At 58.7% G+C, this 16,239-nt stretch carries 16 protein-coding genes; 11 read left to right on the forward strand and 5 right to left on the reverse strand.

The annotated features are described in order from the left end of the window. Positions 1–497 precede the first annotated feature (497 nt). The gene (locus tag ACP4CD_RS06555) at positions 498–1,412 is read left to right on the forward strand and encodes a hypothetical protein (protein WP_426993998.1); all 915 of its coding nucleotides are present in this window, start codon (positions 498–500) and stop codon (positions 1,410–1,412) included. Positions 1,413–1,556: 144 nt separating this feature from the next. On the opposite strand, the gene ACP4CD_RS06560 is transcribed toward ACP4CD_RS06555, so the two are convergent. Continuing rightward, the gene (locus ACP4CD_RS06560) at positions 1,557–2,534 is read right to left on the reverse strand and encodes a malate dehydrogenase (RefSeq protein ID WP_064025619.1); all 978 of its coding nucleotides are present in this window, start codon (positions 2,532–2,534) and stop codon (positions 1,557–1,559) included. Positions 2,535–2,746: 212 nt separating this feature from the next. Between ACP4CD_RS06560 and ACP4CD_RS06565 the strand changes: the two genes are divergently transcribed. From ACP4CD_RS06565 to ACP4CD_RS06585, 5 genes are all read left to right on the forward strand, one after another. After that, entirely contained in the window at positions 2,747–3,604 is an 858-nt protein-coding gene (locus ACP4CD_RS06565) for an NADP-dependent methylenetetrahydromethanopterin/methylenetetrahydrofolate dehydrogenase (RefSeq protein WP_064025617.1), read from the forward strand. Positions 3,605–3,621: 17 nt separating this feature from the next. After that, the gene (locus ACP4CD_RS06570; RefSeq protein WP_426993999.1) at positions 3,622–4,962 is read left to right on the forward strand and encodes a glycerate kinase type-2 family protein; all 1,341 of its coding nucleotides are present in this window, start codon (positions 3,622–3,624) and stop codon (positions 4,960–4,962) included. Positions 4,963–4,986: 24 nt separating this feature from the next. Continuing rightward, positions 4,987–6,246 (forward strand): serine hydroxymethyltransferase, encoded by a 1,260-nt coding sequence (glyA, locus tag ACP4CD_RS06575; RefSeq protein ID WP_281023085.1) that lies wholly within the window; start codon positions 4,987–4,989, stop codon positions 6,244–6,246. 806 nt (positions 6,247–7,052) lie between these two features. Then, positions 7,053–7,571 carry a TonB-dependent receptor plug domain-containing protein gene (locus ACP4CD_RS06580; protein WP_426994000.1) on the forward strand — a complete coding sequence of 173 codons (519 nt, stop codon included), beginning with the start codon at positions 7,053–7,055 and terminating at the stop codon, positions 7,569–7,571. Beyond that, positions 7,457–9,031, forward strand: coding sequence for a TonB-dependent siderophore receptor (locus ACP4CD_RS06585; RefSeq protein ID WP_426994661.1), 1,575 nt, complete (start codon positions 7,457–7,459; stop codon positions 9,029–9,031). The genes ACP4CD_RS06580 and ACP4CD_RS06585 overlap by 115 nt, the downstream gene beginning before the upstream one ends. A gap of 36 nt (positions 9,032–9,067) precedes the next feature. On the opposite strand, the gene ACP4CD_RS06590 is transcribed toward ACP4CD_RS06585, so the two are convergent. From ACP4CD_RS06590 to ACP4CD_RS06600, 3 genes are read right to left on the reverse strand one after another with little or no spacing between them, the layout of a single operon-like run. Further along, positions 9,068–9,361, reverse strand: a complete 294-nt coding sequence (locus tag ACP4CD_RS06590) for a hypothetical protein (RefSeq protein WP_281023083.1) — start codon at positions 9,359–9,361, stop codon at positions 9,068–9,070. 9 nt (positions 9,362–9,370) lie between these two features. After that, positions 9,371–9,619, reverse strand: a complete 249-nt coding sequence (locus ACP4CD_RS06595; protein WP_064025606.1) for a hypothetical protein — start codon at positions 9,617–9,619, stop codon at positions 9,371–9,373. A 26-nt stretch (positions 9,620–9,645) separates the two neighbouring features. Further along, on the reverse strand, positions 9,646–9,852 hold the full coding sequence (locus ACP4CD_RS06600) for a hypothetical protein (protein WP_426994001.1): 207 nt from the start codon (positions 9,850–9,852) through the stop codon (positions 9,646–9,648). Positions 9,853–10,428: 576 nt separating this feature from the next. On the opposite strand from ACP4CD_RS06600, the gene ACP4CD_RS06605 reads away from it, so the two are divergent. The 5 genes from ACP4CD_RS06605 to ACP4CD_RS06625 all read left to right on the forward strand — a co-directional run bounded on the left by ACP4CD_RS06605 (position 10,429) and on the right by ACP4CD_RS06625 (position 14,389). After that, the gene (locus tag ACP4CD_RS06605) at positions 10,429–10,965 is read left to right on the forward strand and encodes a TonB-dependent receptor plug domain-containing protein (RefSeq protein WP_426994002.1); all 537 of its coding nucleotides are present in this window, start codon (positions 10,429–10,431) and stop codon (positions 10,963–10,965) included. Next, positions 10,962–12,629, forward strand: coding sequence for a TonB-dependent receptor (locus tag ACP4CD_RS06610; RefSeq protein ID WP_426994003.1), 1,668 nt, complete (start codon positions 10,962–10,964; stop codon positions 12,627–12,629). The genes ACP4CD_RS06605 and ACP4CD_RS06610 overlap by 4 nt, the downstream gene beginning before the upstream one ends. Before the next feature lie 270 nt (positions 12,630–12,899). After that, positions 12,900–13,445 (forward strand): PepSY-associated TM helix domain-containing protein, encoded by a 546-nt coding sequence (locus ACP4CD_RS06615; protein WP_426994004.1) that lies wholly within the window; start codon positions 12,900–12,902, stop codon positions 13,443–13,445. A 3-nt stretch (positions 13,446–13,448) separates the two neighbouring features. Next, a complete protein-coding gene (locus tag ACP4CD_RS06620) occupies positions 13,449–14,132 on the forward strand; it encodes a Fe2+-dependent dioxygenase (RefSeq protein ID WP_281023080.1) in 684 nt (227 codons plus the stop codon). Between the two features lie 74 nt (positions 14,133–14,206). Continuing rightward, a complete protein-coding gene (locus ACP4CD_RS06625; RefSeq protein WP_064025595.1) occupies positions 14,207–14,389 on the forward strand; it encodes a hypothetical protein in 183 nt (60 codons plus the stop codon). 315 nt (positions 14,390–14,704) lie between these two features. Here the strand turns inward: ACP4CD_RS06625 and ACP4CD_RS06630 are convergent, their stop codons facing one another. Next, complete coding sequence (locus ACP4CD_RS06630) at positions 14,705–15,769, reverse strand: sigma-54 interaction domain-containing protein (RefSeq protein ID WP_426994005.1); 1,065 nt, start codon at positions 15,767–15,769, stop codon at positions 14,705–14,707. Positions 15,770–16,239: the final 470 nt, after the last annotated feature.

The raw sequence follows: 16,239 nt of genomic DNA on the forward strand, positions 1-16,239 counted from the left end.
CGGCAAACGATCGGTAAGCCTGTGCTGACACGATGGCTGCGAAATCGACCTTCCAAGGTTGACGGCGTTCTCCCGTTCCATGCTACGAACGACCGGCCGAGCGACTTCTAACGCCTTGCCGGCGGCGCGACCGGTAGATCGACGTCCCCCATCGGCGACCCAAGGACTCGAACGCACCCTCGGCCGCCGTCCTTGCTGATACCCTGTAACCTTGTCCCTGATGAAAACCAGCGGCCAGCTAACATGAGTCAGCAATTCATTACGAGAACTACCTCTAAAAAAGTGCGGCATATCACGCCATGACTGCGTGATATGCCGCAGTTTCAAAATTTTTGGCAACCCCCGATCGCTTGTAAGCCGCGTCTTACATGGCTTTCCGGGGTTGGCATAAGGATTGCCTAATGTATTAAGCGAAACAACGCCAAGGCTCCGATCAGCCGATCCTTGACAACCAAGATTCGCTTAAATTTATTTTGCAAAAAACAAGGGTAAGTCTTATGAAATCCGTATTAGCCAAAGCCATTGGATTGGTCATCGCCGGCACTGCTCTGAGCGGCTCGGCAGCCGCGTCCACAACGATGTACAACACCTTTACCACCACCGATACTTCCGCGACCGATGGCTGGACTCGCACGTTCGACGGCGCCGACGTTGACAGCGTGGCGACCGGTCCGGAAAGCCAGGGCAACAAAGGCACGTTGGTACCTTGGGTGGGCACCACCGGCAATGCGCTGCCGTATAGTTACAGCGGCTCCTCTCACTTGAACTGGGCCGTGCAATTGAGCGGAGCGGGCGACAGCGCGGTGATTTCCGCCGCCGATTCCGCCAAGTACGCGGGTACCGTTACCGGCTTCACGCAAGCTGAAATCGACACCGGCGGCGGTGCCTGGAACGACAACGGCTTGAATGCGCAAGGCCAAGCCACTGTCAATGGCCCAACCGGTTGGAGACATCAAACCGACATCGGCCTGATCAGCTCCGACGTTACCCAAAAAGTTACGATCAACTTGTCCACGACCAATAGTTTGTTCAGCCGCTTCGGCGTCACCGTATTTGAAGGCATGGATACCAATACCGGTAACTACAGCCACCACGGCTCCTGGAACTGCCCAGGTTGCACTCCGGCAAAACCGTTTACCGCCGAAAACCCGTTCGGCACCACCGGCCTGACCAATATCGGTCATAGCGACAACGTCACCGATACCATCGGCTACACCTTTACCGCCGAAGCCGGCAAAGTCTATTCGCTGTATCTGGGCGGCGTGGGTTTCGACCGCTGGAATAGCGGTGTCGCGGGCTACAAATTGGATCTTGCGACATCGCCGGTACCAGTCCCCGGCGCCGTCTGGCTGTTCGGCAGCGCGATCGCCGGCATGATCGGCGTCAACCGCCGTCGCCTGTCGGCCGCTTGAGTTCTCTATAGGCGTTGCAGTTAACGGTAGCGCCTAGGGTCACGCCACCCGAACACCGCGTTAACAAAAGCCGCCACGGATGGCGGCACCTTCAGCGGGCGGCCGCCCGGCCGGATCGGAAGCCGGCCCCGGCCGACTCCAAATTTACAGCAAGTGTTTGACAGCCTGTCTCTCCTCTTTTAGCTCCGCTTCGTTCAAGCGCAAGCGCTCCAAACTAAATTCGTTGAGATCAAGAGCCTTGACGATGCTAATCCGGCCGTCCGCGACGGTCACCGGAAACGAATACACCAAGCCTTCCTCGATACCGTAACTGCCGTCGGAGGCCACCGCCATGCTGACCCAGTCGTCAATCTCGGTACCGTGCGCCCAAATCCGCATGTGTTCGATCGCCGCATGTGCAGCGGAAGCCGCGCTGGACTGACCTCGTACTTTTATCACTTCCGTGCCGCGATGTTGCACGGTCGGAATGAACTCGTTAACAAACCACTCGCGTTCCACCAGCGACAACGCATCCAACCCCTTGACCTTGGCGTGATGCAAATCCGGATACTGCGTGCAGGAATGATTGCCCCAGACCATGACGTTTTTGATGTCGCGGCTGATCACACCGCACTTTTCGGCTAATTGCCCTATCGCTCGCTTATGATCCAGCATCGCCATCGCGGTAAAGCAATCCGGCCCCAAGTCCGGCGCATTGCTGATCGCGATCAGCGCGTTGGTATTGGCCGGATTGCCGGTCACCAAGACTTTCACGCGGCGACTGGCGTATTCGTTAAGCGCCTTCCCCTGCACGCGGAAAATCTCGGCATTGTCCTTCAACAGATCGGCGCGCAACATGCCTGGACCGCGCGGTTTGGCGCCCACCAGAAACGCATAATCGATATTATCGAACGCGACCTTCGGATCGTCGGTCATGACAATTTTTTGCAGCAAGGGATAGGCGCAGTCGTTCAGCTCCATGACTACACCTTGCAAGGTTTGCATGGCCTGAGGCACTTCCAGCAAGCGCAACACGATGGGTTGCTCCGGCCCCAGCAATTCGCCGGACGCCAACCGAAACAACAGAGAGTAACTGATTTGGCCTGCCGCCCCGGTTACGGCAATATCGATGGGGGTTTTCATCCGCGGTCCTCGTTATTATTAGACTGTCATCCACGCGCCGGAGGGCGACTTTCGACTTTTCAATATGACATAAAGTATTTGGGCAAACAACTGCAATTCCCCGCCCCTAGCCGCCGTCGCCGTTTTCGAGCGGCACCGCCAACTTTCTGTATAATGGCCCGCCGGATTCCGCGCCGCGCCGCGTCTCTCATTCCCGATACACAGGCAGGTTAATGAAAAAGTTGTTATTTCAATTCGATACCGATACCCATCCCTCCGTTTTCGATACCGTTGTCGCATACGACGGCGGCGCCGATCATGTCATCGGCCACGGCGGCCTCACCCCGGAAAACGTCGGCGCCTTGGTGGACGGCTGCATTTTTACCCGCGCCCCTAAAGACAAAAAATACACCGCGATTTTCATCGGCGGCAGCAATATGGAAGCGGGACAGAACTTGTTGGCGGCCGTGCAACAGCACTTTTTCCCCGGCTTTCAGGTATCGGTGATGCTGGACAGCAACGGCAGCAACACCACGGCGGCGGCGGCTGTGGCCAAAATCGCCAGTAGCGGCAGCCTGAAAGGCAAGAAAGCTGTCGTTCTGGCCGGCACCGGCCCGGTCGGCCAACGTGCGGCGGCGATGATGGCTCTGGAAGGCGCGCAAGTATCGATTACCTCCCGGCATATTTTCAACGCCGAAAAAGCCTGCTTCGCGATGAAGGAGCGTTTCGACGTTGACCTGACGCCGGTCGAGGCTGCCGACCTGGACGCCCGCGCCGAGGCGGTCAAGGATGCGAATATCGTGCTGGCCACCGGCGCGGCCGGCGTCGAACTGCTCAAGCCCGAGCATTGGCAAGACAATCCGCACCTGGAAATCCTCGCCGACGCCAACGCCACCCCGCCGGTCGGTATCGGCGGCACCGAAGTCATGGACCGAGGCGAATTGCGCCACGGCAAGATCATCTGGGGCGCCATCGGCTTCGGCACCTTGAAACTGGCGTTGCACCGCGCTTGCATCGCCAAACTATTCGAAAGCAACAAACAGGTCTTCGACGCCGAAATTATTTTCGACCTCGCCAAAGCGATGGCGTAAGCAGGCGCCGCCAGCCCATGCCGGCTCTTGCCAACCGCTTTCGCGCGCAAGCCTCCGAAATTTTTCAGGCCGGCGTGATCGCCGCCGATCCCCGGCTAGCGATTCAGCGCCATCTGCAAACCGACGGCGAGCGCTTATTCTTAGGTCTGCGTAGCGGCAATTGGCGGCACATTCATTTGATCGGCTTCGGTAAAGCCGCCTGCGCGATGACCGATGCCGCCCAGGAAATCATCCCCCACGCCTGGCTGGCCGAGAAAGGCATCGTTGTCACCAACTACGATAACGTCGATCTGGTGAAAAACTGCCAGGTGTTCGGTGCCGGCCATCCATTACCGGACGCGTCGGGCCTGCATGCGGCCAAAACCGTCGCCGGACGACTGGCCCAAGCCCAGGCCGGCGAACTGGTGCTGGTCATGGTGTCCGGCGGCGGCTCTGCCTTGCTACCCTACCCGGCCGAATCGCTTACGCTGGCCGACAAAATCACCACCACTCAAGCGCTATTGGCCTGCGGCGCCGACATCCGCCAAATCAATTGCGTGCGCAAACATCTTTCCAGACTCAAGGGCGGCGGCCTAGCCAGACTCGCCGCGCCGGCCGACTTGCATGCCTTGATACTCTCCGATGTGCTGGGCGACGATTTGAGCGCGATCGCCAGCGGCCCGACCGTCCCCGACGACAGCACCTATGCCGATGCGATTGCAATCCTGGACTCGTTCGGCATCGGCCGGCAAATACCGCTCGCGGTCCAAAACCATTTACGACAAGGCGCGCAAGGCTTGCACCCGAAAACCCCGAAAAGCGGCGACCCACTGTTTATTCGCACCAGCCACGCCTTGATCGGCGGCAACACAATCAGCGTGAACGCGGCAATGCAGAGAGCCGCGGAACTGGGCTATCGAACCCAGCTTTACAGCACGCAATTGTGCGGAGAAGCCAGCGCCGTCGCCGAGCAATGGGCATTGAAAGCTAAAGCCATGATGACGGAAATCCGCCAACCGACCGCGCTGATCGCCGGCGGCGAAACCACGGTCACCTTGCAAGGCAGCGGCAAGGGCGGCCGCAACCAGGAACTGGCGCTGGCGTTCGCGATTAGCGCCGAGCGTATCGGTCTGGCAGCCGGCTGGACGCTGTTGAGCGGCGGCAGCGACGGCCGCGACGGCCCGACCGATGCCGCAGGCGCCATCGTCGACGGCGGCACCTTGACCAGAATTCGCGCGGCGGGTCTCGACCCGGCGGCACGGCTAGCCGATAATGACTCATACCCCGCGCTGCAAGCGGCCGACGATTTGCTGATTACCGGTGCTACCGGCACCAATGTGGCGGACCTGCAAATCCTGCTGCTGCATCCCAACGAATAACTCGAACCTGATTAGGAGAAAACCATGTTTAACGCATCGATGACCATTGCCGGCTTTGACGACGAGCTGAACCAGGCAATCGCAAACGAACGCCGCCGCCAGGAAGACCACATCGAATTGATCGCTTCCGAGAACTACGCCAGCCCACGGGTGCTGGAGGCTCAAGGCACCTTGCTGACCAACAAGTACGCCGAAGGTTATCCGGAAAAACGCTATTACGGCGGCTGCGAATATGTCGACGTCGTCGAGCAACTGGCCATAGACCGCGCCAAGGCCTTGTTCGGCGCCGATTACGCCAACGTCCAGCCGCACTCCGGTTCGCAAGCCAATATGGCGGTCTTCATGTCCTTGGTGCAACCCGGCGACACCATCCTGGGCTTGAGTCTGGCCGACGGCGGCCATTTGACCCACGGCGCCAAACCCAATTTTTCCGGCAAGATCTACAACGCGATTCAATACGGCCTAAACCCAGCCACCGGCGAAATCGACTATGAGCAAGTCGAAGCCCTGGCCTTGGAACACAAGCCGAAAATGATCATCGCAGGCTTCTCGGCGTATTCCCGTATCTGGGACTGGCAGCGTTTCCGCGACATCGCCGACAAGGTTGGTGCGTACTTGGTGGTGGACATGGCTCATGTCGCCGGCCTGGTCGCCGCCGGCCTGTATCCCAATCCGGTACCGATCGCCGACGTGGTCACCAGCACCACCCATAAATCGTTGCGCGGCCCGCGCGGCGGTTTGATTTTGTGCAAATCCAATCCGGAACTGGAGAAAAAACTCAACTCCAACATTTTCCCCGGCATTCAGGGCGGCCCGCTGATGCACGTCATCGCCGCCAAAGCCGTGGCCTTCAAGGAAGCCTTGACGCCGGAATTCAAAGCCTATCAGGAACAAGTGGTCAAAAACGCCCGCGTCATGGCTGCGGTGTTTATCGAACGCGGCTACGACGTGGTATCCGGGGGCACCGACAACCATTTGATGCTGGTGTCGCTGATCCCCAAGGGCATTACCGGCAAAGCCGCCGACGCCGCGCTGGGCCGCGCCCACATTACCGTCAACAAAAACGCGGTACCCAACGACCCGCAATCGCCGTTCGTCACCAGCGGCATCCGCGTTGGCACCCCGGCCCCAACCACCCGCGGCTTCAAGGAAGCCGAAGTCCGCGAAATCGCCCAATGGATGTGCGACGTGATGGACAACCTGGAAGACGACAGCGTGATTGCCTCGGTGCGGGAAAAAGTCTCGGCTTTGTGCAAGCGGTTTCCGGTGTATTCCGCGTCTTAGCGACCACCAACCGTAATTCGCCCCGACGCAGAACAATACCGGCCGTAGGAGGGGCTTTCGCCGCGACGGAAGCCGTTCCCACACGGGCAGCCTTGGATTTTCCAATCGCTTACAAAGCAAGATTCAGCGCCATTGCACCAACCCCGCCCGGCTTCCCGACCATCGGCCCGGCAAGCCGGAACTGGGCATCGATTTCCAAGCAGCCGGGTTCCAACAATAATACCGCGCTACGGTTCTTCCCTTCCGATCCGACGACGCATGTCATCAAAAGCCGGTGAAACTAAAATCGACATTGTGTGAATATGGCTAAGCGAATACCTTCGACGGAAAGTCTGGAGGGACACGATTTTTGAGCCCACTGGATTTAAATGGTGAACAATTTTGACCACCCTGCCTCTGGTGATAACATGCGCTGACGGTAAGCTTGCGAACCACGACCGGGAAGCAGAAAACCCGGCGCGGTTTAGCATCCAGCCATAAATAACAGAAAATAAAACGATGTAACAACAAGCCACCGCCACCCAGCCGCGTGCCAGGCAGCCTAACCTATTAAATCGACCAAAGGTGAAGCAAGCCATGTCATTGACCAAAGCACACGGTGCCGCGCCGGCAGTTGCCGCGACGCTCCTTTTTTACACAGTCAACCCGGCGTATACGCCGCCGATACCGATAGCGACACGACCCTGCCGGCCATTGAAGTTAAAGCGCAAGCGGAAACCGAGGCGGATAACGGTTACGTCGCCAAGCGCAGTACGGCCGGTTCGAAAACCGATACGCCGCTGGTCGAAACGCCGCAGGCGATCAGCGTGATCGACAATGCCGAATTCACGGCCCGCGCCGCGCAGAACATCACCCAAGCGGTGGCGTATACGCCGGGCTTGTTGACCGGCATGTTCGGGCCCAGCACCCGCGACGATTATTTCAATCTGCGCGGCTTCGACGCCCCGCAATATTTGGACGGTACCCGGCTGGCCGGAGCCAACTACGCCAATCTGCGCATAGACCCCTACAGCCTGGAACGCATCGAAGTGCTGCGCGGGCCGGCATCGGTGTTGTACGGCCAAAATCCGCCGGGCGGTTTGATCAATATGGTCAGCAAACGGCCGACCGCGCAGCCGTTTCACGAACTGCAAATGTTGGGCGGCAGCTTCGGCCGGGTGCAGGGAGCATTGGATTTCAGCGGTCCGCTCGACGATCAAGGCCAATTTTTATACCGCTTGACTGCGCTGGCCGCGGCAGCGACAGCCAGGTCGATTTCAGCAAGGACGACCGCTATTTCGTCGCGCCCAGTTTTACTTGGCAGCCAGACGCCAACACCTCGTTGACTTTTCTGAGCCATTATCAAAAAGACGACGCCGGCAACACCATGCAGTTTCTGCCTTACCAAGGCAGCGTAGCCGGCAATCCCAACGGCCGACTGCCGACCGGCACCTTCCTCGGCGAGCCCGGTTTCGACCACTACCGGCGCGAGCAATTCGCGGTCGGTTATGCCTTCGAACACCGCTTCAATCGACACTGGGCCGTGCGGCAAAATCTGCGCTACGCCGACGTCAAAAGCGACTATCCGGTGACGTTTGCGCTGGGTTTTGTCACCGACAACGACAGCGTGCCGGTCGATTACCGCACGGTCAGCCGGCTGGCGGGGCTGTACCGCGACCAGGCCGGAACTTTCACCCTGGACAACCACGCGCAAGCCGATTTCGCCATCGGCGATGTGCGGCATACGGCGTTGTTGGGTTTGGATTTTCGCCAAATCAATGGCGACCGCCAGCGCGGTTTCGGTTCTCCCAGCGACCTGGATATGTACAGCCCGGTGTACGGCCAGCCGTTTACCGCGCCGCAAATCGAGACCTTGGTCAACCAGCAGCAGGACCAGATCGGCTTGTACGGCCAGGACCAAATCCAATGGAAGCAATGGATCGCGACGATAGGGGTACGCTACGACTGGGCCAGCAACACCAGTTTGCGCACCGACTATTACGATTCTGATACTGATCGCATCGATTACGCCAAACCCCGCTACTCCGGCGCCCGCCAGGACGACGCCGCGTTTACCTACCGCACCGGTCTAAGCTATTTGTTCGACAGCGGCGTCGCCCCCTACTTCAATTATTCCGAGTCTTTCGAGCCCACCGCCGGCAGCACCTTCGCCGGCACGCCGTTCAAACCCACCACCGGTCAGCAATTCGAAATCGGCGTCAAATACCAACCGCCCGGCGTCAACGCCTTGATTACGCTGGCCGCATTCGAGTTGACCCAGCAAAACGTGGTGACGCCGGACCCAGACCCGGCGCACGTCGGCTTCAGCATCCAGACCGGCGCGGCGCGTTCGCGCGGCATCGAGCTGGAAGGCAAGGCCCGCTTGGAGATGGGCCTGGACGTTACGGCGGCCTTGGCGCTGATCGAAAGCCAAGTCACCAAAACCAACGAGGCCAACCAACTCGGCAAGAAACTTAGCTACACGCCGGAAACTCAAGGCTCGCTATGGCTGGATTACACCCAGCCGAGCGGTGCGCTGGCAGGATTGGGCCTGGGCGGCGGCGTGCGCTATACCGGCAGCAATTACGGTGATTTGAGCAACAGCCAAAAAGCGCCGTCATACACGCTGATCGACGCTTCTGTGCATTACGAATTGGGCAAACTGGACCGCCGCCTGCGCGGCGCCCGGCTGGGCGTGAATATCAGCAATTTGTTCGACCGCGAGTACGTCGCGACTTGCGGCGAAGGCTCATGCTACTACGGCGACCGCCGCAACGTGTTGGCGGGTTTGCGTTATAACTGGTAGGCAGCAATTCCGGCGGGCGAGGTCCGCCGGGATAATCTAATCGCGCTTGCGGAATTGGGTGGCGCCGGGCTTGACGAACGAACGCCAGACTTCGGCTGGCGTCGCCCGGCCGCTCAAGACCTTGTCTATGATGGATTTGTTGGCTTTCACGAAAAACACCAATGCAATCAGCGCGGACAGCAAGGCCAGCCAGACAATGGGCGCGGCATCGCTAGCCAATGCGGCAAGGATCTTCGCGCGGGTTTCCGGGAACAGAATGTTAACGACGAAGCTGGAGCCGATTGCCGCGGACAAGGCCGCGACGATCAACGCTTGCGGGTGGTAGCGCATCAGCCAGGCCTAATTCAAGCGCTGGCTTGATTTGACGACGGTAAATGCCGAGAGCTTGGCCTTATCCTTGTCTCCGCCGGTTCTAGCCTGGATTGCTGCATCGGCCAGCGTATCGGCCAATCCAAGAAAATCGGCGACTTCGAAGCGCATTGTCAAATTCTGCACGTGCAAGTGTACGACGCCGCATTCCCGGCAAATTTGCGCCTTGCCGAATTCGGTGGCGGCCAGGTATTCGTGATTACAGGGTTTCTTGCTCATCGGTCGTTCCTCGGGTTTGATAAAAATCAGATGTGGCGGGTTTGCCGGTCGCAAAGTTTGGCGACCGCCAGCGATAAAAACATCTTCCAGACGATTTGTTTCGAGCCCAAATCCAGACAGCGGAAATCGGTAGCGTGCAATTCGCCCTTCTCCACCAATACCGCCAACACATCTGGCGCTATCGCGAGCTTGACGCTTTCCGTCTTGCTGAAAAATGAGAAAAATCTTTTCACGGTGACAGGGCAATTTGAGAAGTTGACTAGATAATAATTATTCTCATTTAAGACGTAAAGACATTTTTTTGCCTCCTCTAATGAAACGGTCTATTCGCGTTCAATAAGCAATGCCGTTGCGGCTCGCAAAGTGCGAAGCCAGTCCGCTGAAAGAATAGCCATTACTCAGGTTGGCGATATTCGACGTTCGATGTGGAAAAATCCCTTGGGAATAGGGAAAAACACTCGGAATGTTACGGTTTTGGTCAACCCAAACACGACCCCCAATACAGTTGACAGGGATCCGGTCAAGGACGCTTTGACCTCCCCCGCCAAGCTCATTCGCCGTATTCCAGCCGTCGTATTAGCCCGGAAGGCACCTGCCTAAGTCGGTTGACAAGCCGGGAAAACCCCATAAAATGAGAATCGTTATTATTTGAAAGCAATTGATTTCCGATGTTCTCGGGTGAAATTGCGATGAAAGTTTTGCCCGGACCGACCTTGAGACGATACGCCGATTCGGGCCGCGAATACTCTAGCCACCCAGCGTTCCTCGCCAGGCAGCCAACCACTTTGATGCCAATTGCAGAGGAACTTATGCCCGATACTCATCCAAACCGAAACCAGCCCAGTGCCGCCAAATGGCGACTGGGCGCCTTGTTGCCACTTGGCGCGGCCTTGAGCGGCATGGCGCTAGCCGAACCGCCTGCCGGCCAGACCGCCGATAGCGAGCAGGAAATCGTCCTCGACGACGTCAAGGTCAAAGCCGGACGCGACAAACCGACGAGCCGCTTCAAGGCCGATACCTCGACCACCGGCAGCAAAACCGAAATGGCGATCCGCGACATTCCGCAATCGATCAGCGTCGTCAAGAAAGAATTGATCGAATCGCAGAACGCCTTTAACTTGCGCGACGCGCTACGCAACGTCAGCGGTTTGACGATCGCCGCCGGCGAAGGCGGCCGCACCGGCGACTCGATCACGCTGCGCGGCTTCGCCGCCAATTCCGACCAATATTTGGACGGCGTGAAAGACAACGGCCAATACAACCGCGATACCTTTTTCATCGAGCGCGCCGAAGTGCTGAAAGGCGCTTCGTCGATCTTGTTCGGCCGGGCGCCACCGGCGGCGTGATCAATCAGGTGTTCAAGAAACCGACCGGCAAGACCGGCGTCAGCGGCAGCTTCACCTATGGTTTGTACGACTTCAAGCGGACCGCGATCGACGCCGAAACCAAGTATCAAGACCTGGCCGCGCGCTTGAACGTGATGTATCAGGACGCCGATTCCTACCGCGACTACAACTACAGCAACCGCTGGGGCATCGCGCCGTCCTTCAAATGGGACATCAGCGCCGATACCGACCTGACCTTGAATTTGCTCCATCAACAGGAAGACGGCGTTTTCGACTACGGCGTGCCGATGTACAAAGGCCGTCCGGCCGGCGTTCCGGTCAACACCTATTACGGCTTCATAAACAACCGAATGTTGGACACCGATGTCAATGTGGCCACCGTGGCGCTGACTCATCGTTTTTCCAGCGATTTTTCGGTCAAAAACACCGTCCGCTACGGCGATTACGAGCGCAACTATCTGACGCACCTGTATAACGGCAATGCCTCGGCCGGCGCGGCGCCGACGATAAACCGCACTCAAGCCTTGCGCCTCAACACGCAAGAGAACGTTTACAACCAGACCGACTTCGTCTACAAAAAACCGCTGTTCGGTCATAACAATATTCTGATGTTCGGCAGCGAATTCGGCTGGGAGGAATACGATTTCAAGTCGAAAAACTCGACGCGCGCCAACGGCACCACAACCACGTTTCCAATCTCGATTTTCGACCCAATATTGACGGCCAGTACGCCGCTGACGGCGGTCGATTTCAGCGGAACCCTGGCGACCAACCGGCTGACGCATACTCAAACCTACGCTGGCTACGTGCTGGATCAATTCGACATCACCCCGGAAATCAAATTGCTGGGCGGCACCCGTTACGATGTTTTTGAAGCCCAGCAGGACGATAAAATCGGCCCGCTGGATTTTAGCCGTAGCGATAGTCAATTCAGCCCGCGTGGCGGCCTGTTGTGGCAACCGACTGGCTGGCAGTCTTACTATTTCAGCTACGGCAAATCCTTCAACCCGTCGGCGGAAAGCCTGAGCCTGGCGGCCAACAATGCCAACCTGCCGCCCGAGCAGAACAACAATTACGAGATCGGCGCCAAATTCGATTTGTTCGACGGCAAGCTGTCGGCCACCGCCGCGCTGTTCCGACTGGAAAAGTCCAACGCCCGCACTACATCTCCGGTCGACTCGACTTTACAAGTCCTGGCCGGCGAACAGCGTACCGACGGCTTCGAAGCCGGCCTGGCCGGCGAAATCCTGCCGAAATGGGACGTGTCGCTGACCTACGCCTATTTGGATGCGAAAATCATCAAATCCAACACCACCGCCACCGGCTCGGTCAGCGGCCAAGTGAAATCCTATGAGGGCATGACCGCGACGAACGTCCCGGAACACAGCGGCGTGGCCTGGACCACCTACCACCTGACCGACAACTGGGAAATCGGCGGCGGTGTCTATTACGCCAGCCACCGCTACGCAGACTCGGTCAACGAAGCGGTTTTACCCGGATACGCTCGCCTGGATGCCGTGGTCGCCTACCATCAAAAGCATTACGACGTGCAGCTCAACGTGTTTAACCTGACGGATACGGTCTATTACGAATCCGGTCAAACCAACTCGGCCTTACCCGGCACGCCGGTATCCGGACAATTGACGGTCGGTTTTAAGTATTAATTCAGCCCGACTGGCGCAAGATACGACGGATTGCCGCCCCGAATGCTCAAGCACCGAGTTCGGCGGCGGCATCCGCAAACCTTTCCAATTTAACGACGACCCGCCCATGAATACCACCGCCGACACCACCGCAACGCCAGCTCGCCGCCCGCAACATAAGCCGAACGGCGGCTATTTATTCCTGCCCCACTCGCTCTCGCGCGGCGCTTTTTAAAATGGCTGCGCCGCACCCACGCCTGGTTCGGCCTGTGGGGCGCCTCGCTGGGGCTATTGTTCGGCTTTACCGGCATCCTGCTGAACCACCGCGACGTGATGAAAATTCCGATCGGCCGCATGGAGCCTCGGGAAATCCAGTTGGCGCTGCCCGATCCCCGCCCCGCCGACCCGAAGGCGCTGGCCGCGTGGTTGGGGCAAACCTTGAGCGTGGACACCCGCCACGCCCGAATCCGCCGCGAACCGGCCCGAACCCTGATTTGGCAAGATCAGCCGGTTCAACAACCGGCGTCCTGGCAAATCAACATCCGCAACCCACAGCACCTGTTGTCGGCGGACTATTGGGAAGGCAACGCCTTCGTCACCGTCAAGCAAAGCGACGCGAACCTGTTGCAAACCTTGAACAATCTGCACAAAGGTACCGGCATGGGGGTCGGTTGGGTATTGTTGATCGATACCTTGGCCGGCGGCCTGATCTTGCTGAGCGTGACTGGCACGCTGCTGTGGACCCGCCTGCACGGCAGCCGCTTGGCCGCCGCCGGGCTGGGTTTCGGCTCGTTAACCCTCGCGACGTTTTTTATCCTGCAAGCGATAGGCGGCTAAGCGATGCTGATCGAAATTCCGGAAGTGCTGTCGGCCCAGGCCTTGCAACAATGCCGAGAACTGTTGGCCGACGCGCCGTGGACCGACGGCCGGATTACCGCCGGCAGCCAATCGGCTCAAGTTAAAAACAACGATCAGCTACCGGAACAAAGTCCGCAAAGCCAGGCGCTGCGGACCATCGTGCGGGACGCTCTCAACCAAAGCCCGCTGTTTCTGTCGGCGGCCCTGCCCAAGCAAATTTTCCCGCCGCTGTTCAACCGCTACGCCGGCGAGCGCAATACCTTCGGCGACCACATCGACAATGCGATCCGCCATTGTCCGGTCACCGGCCAACGGGTGCGCACCGACTTGTCGGCCACGCTGTTTTTGACCGATCCGGACAGTTACGACGGCGGCGAACTGGTCATCGAAGATACTTACGGCCGACACACCGTGAAACTGGCCGCCGGCGACATGGTGCTATACCCCGGCTCCAGCCTGCACCGGGTCGAACCGGTAACTCGCGGCGCGCGTATTGCCAGTTTCTTCTGGATAGAAAGCATGGTGCGCGAGACCGAAAAGCGCCGCTTGCTGTTCGAGATGGATATGGCCATCCTGGAACTGCGCGCCACCCGCGGCGATACCGCGCCCGCCGTCAATCTGACCGGCTGTTACCACAACCTGCTCAGAATGTGGGCCGAGGTCTGAAACCAAGCGCCGCTTGCTATTCGCTGGCGTCCGGCGTAGTGTCCCGGTCACGTCGACCACTGCGGAGAACGCCGATGACCCCATCCACCTCGGCCCGGATCAAATGCGCGCTGGTCTTCATCCTGTTCATGGTCTTCAGCATCGGCCCGATTCCGATCGCCAGTTCGATCGGTTTGTACGTATCGCTGTTTCGCCCGCGTTGGTTTAAGACGCTGGTGGACACTCTCTACGCGGATCTCGACGACCGCAGCCGCTGACCCGCCGCCTGCTGCCGTATCGGCAGCACGTGCTGAGCGACTGCCCACCGACCGAGGCCCTCCACCACCGCCGGCCTGCGCTCAAACCCAAGCGCCGTGCGGATCGTCCAAATAGCTCTCCACCGCCGATATGCCGTCATCGTCGCCGCGCTTCTGATTGTGTTATCTAGGCCCGACCTGCCGCGCAAAATGCCGACCGACATACTCTCAACCGTAGACCCGCACGCCGGAAGTCAACGCGCCAGCCAACACCTTTGAAGTTGATCGGTCCGGGATGTACGGGCTCGCCACCGGCGTCGAACCGGGGAAAATGACTTAAGCGACTTCCTGCTCGCTGACCCGACGGCTGGCGGCCAGCATGCCGTACAAGCCCAATTTGTGGCGCAGCACGTTGCGGCTGATATCCAGCATTTTGGCGGTTTGCACCTGATTCCGCTCGCAGTATTCGAAAGCCGAGCGAATCACGGTTTCCTCGATGATTTCAAATAACTTGGGCGGGGTTTGATCGAACAATCGCTGCAGCGCGTTTTCCAACGACACCGTCGAAATCGACGGGCTCTGTTCAGACACCCGAACACCCGACAACTTGAAATCCTCCGGCCGCAGCCGATTGCCTGGGCACACCAACAAGGCTCTGTGCACGGCGTTTTCCAGTTCGCGGATATTGCCGGGCCAGTCGTAATTCAACAGCGCGACCTCGGCGGCCGGCGTCAGTTTGACGTCGCCGTAGCCCAGGCGGTCGGCGTAGATTTTCAGGAAATGTTCAGTCAGCGGCAAGATATCGCCCGGCCTTTCCCGCAGCGGCGCCAACTGGATCGCAGCCACGTTGAAGCGGTAATAAAGGTCCGCCCGAAAATGCTGGGCGGCGACCGCGTCTTCCAGATTGACGTTAGTGGCGGCGATGATGCGTACGTCCACTGGCACCGGATGGCGCGAGCCGACCTTGACCACTTCCCGTTCCTGCAGGACCCTAAGCAATTTGGCTTGCAAACCCAGCGGCAAGTCGCCGACTTCGTCCAGAAACAAGCTACCTTTGTTGGCGGTCTCGAACCAGCCCAACTTGGTGGACAGCGCGCCGGTAAACGAGCCGCGCTCGTGGCCGAACAATTCGCTCTCGATCAGGTTTTCGCTCAAGGCCGCGCAATTCAACGCGCCGAAGGTTTCCCGGTGGCGTTTGCTCAAGGCGTGGATATGCCGGGCCACCAGCTCCTTGCCGGTGCCGGTTTCGCCGATGATCAATACCGTGGCGTCGCTGGGCGCGATCCGTTCGATTTGTTCCAGCAAGCGCCGCGACACCGGGTCTTCGAAGACCAACGCGCTAGCCCGGACCGACAAGGCCAGCGAGCGCGATTGTTGTTCGTCAAAAGCCAATAAAGTCATAAGTCCCCCGGATTCCGGCTAGCGTTGCATCGCATATCAAATAGTTCACAAGTCGTCCGAATCGCGCCTTCGCGCAAGCCTCGGTACCAATTTCGCGGCACTTTCGAGCAACAGTTCGAAACCCGCGAAACGGTGATTCTTGTTCCGGGATCAATATACAAGCCGGTCATATAGCGAATAAAACGTTAATTTTCGAAAATTAAATCGAATTTACAGATAAATAGCTTACAGCGCGGGGATGGCGGACCGATGCGTTGCCCATGTTTGGCTTGCCGCGCGCGAGGTGCTTTAAGTCCTTGCCCAACGCCGGCCGGCCTCAGTCGCGGCTGAAGCCGCTCCCGCGAGCGAATTTGTGTTTTAGCTAAATAGCGGACGATTGGGCAATACCGCTTGGCGGGCATATTTCCGACATTTTCAGATGGGCGGCGCTTTAGCGGCGACCAAACCTGTCCCGCGCCGGGCGCTTAAAT

The organism is Methylomonas stagni (genome assembly GCF_050154735.1).
GTDB lineage: Bacteria > Pseudomonadota > Gammaproteobacteria > Methylococcales > Methylomonadaceae > Methylomonas > Methylomonas koyamae_A.